At 49.6% G+C, this 4,405-nt stretch carries 1 protein-coding gene; it reads right to left on the reverse strand.

Features of this window, described 5'->3' with window-relative positions; genetic code table 11:
* A partial coding sequence (locus tag ACRBG0_RS28505; RefSeq protein WP_431490220.1) for an SdrD B-like domain-containing protein occupies positions 1-4,405 on the reverse strand: 4,405 nt, incomplete at both ends.

A 4,405-nucleotide genomic window follows, 5' to 3' on the forward strand; every position in this document is an offset into this window, starting at 1 on the left:
CCATCAGCAGGTACGTTGATCGTACTTCCTGCGTCACCAAAGGTGCCTGTGTAAACCACTACACCGTCCAGTAACACTTCGTAGTTCGTCGTACCGTCCTGCGAAGTAGGTGCCGTAAAGGTGAGCGTGTAGAAATCGTCCGTGCTGTCATCAGCAGTTCCGTTATCGTTACAGTCACCGATCTGAGTAATAGTACCCGGTTCGATTACACAAGCTACTTCACAAGGTGCTACAGGTGCAAGTACAACACTTCTTGCACAGTCTGCATTACATGCATCACGGAAGGTGATAGTATGGTTGGCATTGTCTGCCGGTACCATAATCGTACCTCCTGCATCTCCTGTTGTACCCGTGTAGAACACAACACCATCCAATAATACCTGGTATTCACCACAGCCGTTCGTAATGGCTGGTGACGTAAAGGTCACAGGGTACTGGAACAGGTCTTCGTTCGCTTCACAATCGCCAAAGGTCAAGTTACCTGGCTGAATGTTACATGGCTCAGGTTCGGCACAGTAACCGGCATCGATGGTCAGGTCTACGGAACTAGACATCAACATGAAGGTTGTTGTCATTCCGTTGGCACCAGCATCACTGTCGAGTTCGTCGTTGCCGCCTTCGTTAGCAGGAGCGTAATCGTATCCGTCAGGCTCAGAGAAGGTCACCTTATAGTCGAAGCCTGAAGGCAGGTTCGTGAACAGGTAGGCACCATTCTCATCCGTTACGGTGGTAGCCGTCACGGGGTTGCCGTTCATATCCGTTCCGGTAATGGTTACGGTTACACCAGCTAAGCCGAGTTCACCGTCATCCTGAATACCGTCACAATCTTCATCTATCCAAACGAAGTTTCCTACAACAGCCTGGCCATTATTACGGATCAGTACGCTACACGTTTCATCTTCCGAATCCGCGATGGTAGCAGCAAAGTCCGAGTTGGCGTCGATACCCGTAATGGTTACCGTTTGGTTGTAAGGATACGTCTGATTCATACCCATCATGTTCGTGATCGTCCAGAAACCGCTGCTCGCGCCACTGTTCGTCGCAATAATGACGAGGTCGAAGGTATCATCTGTATGGTCTAATGGTGTACCATTGTCGTTGTAGACGAAGGTTACATTAGTGCTAATATCACAAGGCAGTTCACTACAAGGACCAACCGCAGGCAGCGTAGTGCCAGCTGCACAAGTTGGATCAGTAGCATCTTGCCAGGTCAGGGTGTGCGTCAGGCCATCAGCAGGTACGTTGATCGTACCACCAGTGCCATAGTTATTCGTCGCAACGACTGCGCCATCCAGCAAGAGCTGGTACTGCGTACCCACAGGATTGCTCACGTTAGGAGCGCTGTAAGTAAGGGCGTAGAAGTCGTCAGCACCCGTCTCATCTGTATTGTTATCGTTACATTCTCCCTGCGTAAACGTACCTACTAGCATGCTACACTCAGGCTCAGAACATGGCTCTACTGCTGGCAAGGTAGCGCTTGTAGCACAGTTTGCGTTGGTAGCATCTTGCCAAGTCAGAATGTGAATCTCGCCATCAGCAGGTACATTGATCGAACCGCCCATGCCGTAATCGTTGGTAGCAACTACCACACCGTCTAACAGCAACTGGTACTGTGTTCCAGCCGGGTTGGTTACCACTGGCGCACTGTAATCGAGTTCGTAGAAGTCATCCGCAGGCGTGTCTCCGGTACCGTTGTCGTTACATGGGCCCTGGAAGAATTCACCAGCTACCATGCTACAAGGATCAGGATCAGAACACTCGTCAGGAGGAATCACTTCAATCGTGGTACGACAACTGATGTAAGCATTGTCTACGATATTGATCGTACGAGGTCCGTCGCTGATCAGGTAAGGTCCTAAGACCACCTGTGCACCGTAAGGCCCTCCTGGTAGGAAGACACCGTTGCCCATTGAAATACGCCAGCCCGTGTTGGAGAAGTTTCCAAGAGGTTGTACGCTCACTGTTACATAGTATACATCATCACTAGGATCAGCAGTACCAAGGTTATCACACACTGGTGTTTGCTGCGTTACGTCTAAGCGACATCCGTCAGAACAAGTACCAGGTGCTTCCAGCGTAATGGTTGCTTCACAGTCGTCGGTTACCCGATCCATGATCGTAAGCGAGTGGTTGCCCGCTGAGATTGGATAAGGACCAAATTCGTGAAGACCGTAGTAACCGGTGTTGTCACCGTCGGCACGACCTTCGTCGTCTGTAGTCCATCCCTGGAAGGAAGCGTTATCACCGGTGATATTCACCCAAGCGTAGAATACATCGTCGCTAGGGTCCCATTCCGTACCGTTGTCATCACAAACGATGTACTCAACATCAAGGTTGATGCTACAATCCTGTGAACAAGATTCGTTTGGCACATTAAGTACCAGTGTACCTTGACCACAATCAGGATTTTCAACATCAGTTACCGTAAGGATGATACTTGTACCACCGTAAGCAGTGTAACTGTAAGGGCCGAAGTCTACGAAGGTGTTCGGAGAGAATCCGTATTCACCGAAGTAAACGTTTCCGTACTGATCTTCTGCACGCCATCCCTGGTCGCCAACATTCACGCCATTCACATTGACGGTGAAGATGAATGCATCGTCGTCAGGCGTATTGGTTTCGCCACCGATACATTCCACTGTCTGTGGTTCTGTTACAGTGATCACACAATCTGTAGAACAAGTTTCTTCAGGTGTAGTGGCAGAGATGAAGGTGCTACAAGCACCGTCTTCACTGTCAGTAATGGTGATGATAATTTCATCGCCCTCACTTCCTGAGATACTGTAAGGTCCGAAGACAAAGTCTACACCGTAAGCACCACTGTAGTTGTTACCACGGCTATCGGTTGCTGTCCAGCTACCAGAAGCGTTCATGCCAGTTACCTGAGCGATTACTTCAAAGAAGTCATCGTTAGGGTTGGTTGACGTGCCGTTGTCCTGACAATCGGTAGGTGCGAACTCTACGTTCAACATACAAGGAGGCATTACCCCTGCATCGTCACCGTCATCTTCATCGTTCGGATCTTGTGTTCCATCAGGATCTTCGCTACCGATACCACCAGTACCGTTAGTATCCGCTCCGTTATCTGGCGTAGAGTCATTATCGTACTGATCGGCATCCGTGATTTCTGCAACGTTCACATAATCAACATCTGCACCCGGAGCTTGTACAGTAGCCGTAAAGGTTACTGATTGCTCTTGGCCAACCGCTAGGTTGATGCCAGTCCAAGTGATTACGTTGTCTACTGCCGAGCCACCGTTGCTGATGTTGCCGATGTTGTTGTATCCGTTAGGTACCACATCTTCCACTTCAACGTTGGTCGCATTCTGAGGACCTTCATTGGTAACGGTGATCGTAAAGGTCACTATATCACCAACATCAGGCATGTTGTTGTCTACAACTTTGACCAATGAAAGGTCGGCCGTAGGCACATCACCACACACATCATCTACCAAGTCAGGGGTGCCGTCGTTGTTTAGATCCAGTTCAGCGCGGTTATACAATCCTTCACCAGGGTTGCTACCGTCACCACCACTTGGGTCTGCACAAGCTGTATATTCGTTGTCGCCGCCGTCTGTTGAGTCTTCGCTCAAATCAAGTTCAGCAACAAAATCAATCGTATAAGTATGGGTTGCTCCTGCATCAATGCTTTGGTTAGTAGCCAAAGTCAATGGTGTAGGATCACCAGTGAAGGCTCCTGATAAAGGAGTTCCACCTTGCTCGATAAGGAAGCCGCCACCCAGGATGATTACATCATCATCGAAGGCTGGAACATCCACTAAGCCGTAAGTACCTGCTGCACCACCGTTATTCGTTACCAAAATCTGGTAGCTCACACCGAAGGTACCGTCACCGTTATCGGTAACACCTATCAGGCCTTTATCAAGAGTAATATTAGGCAAGTCACCACAGGCATCATCTTCGATGTCGAAGTCGCCGTCGTTATCGCTATCCAGTTCAGCCAGGTTGTACAGGCCTTCACCAGGAGTGATATCGCCGTTGTCGCTAGATTCACCACATGCGACATACTGATTATCACCGCCGTCGTTGTCGTTAGCGTCACCGCTAAGGTCAAGTGTTACGTTGAAGATTAGGGTGTAAACATGTACTGCCCCCGGAGCAATCGCTTCGTCGGTTGCCAGTGTATTCACACCATCAATCAAGCCACCGCTGTTCTGACCGCTGAAGGAACCACTGTTGATGGTTACATCATCATCGAAGCTTGGCGTATCCTGTAGGTCGTATTCGCCCGTAGCACCACCCGTATTCGTTACAATTACATTGTAGCGTACCGTGTAAGTACCGTCCAGGTTACGTGTAGCAGACACGAAGTCTTTCGTCATGCCTAAGTTAGGCAGATCACCACAGGCATCATCTTCGATGTCGAAGTCGCCGTCGTTGTCGC

The sequence above is a fragment of the Lewinella sp. genome (assembly GCF_050633125.1).
GTDB lineage: Bacteria > Bacteroidota > Bacteroidia > Chitinophagales > Saprospiraceae > Lewinella.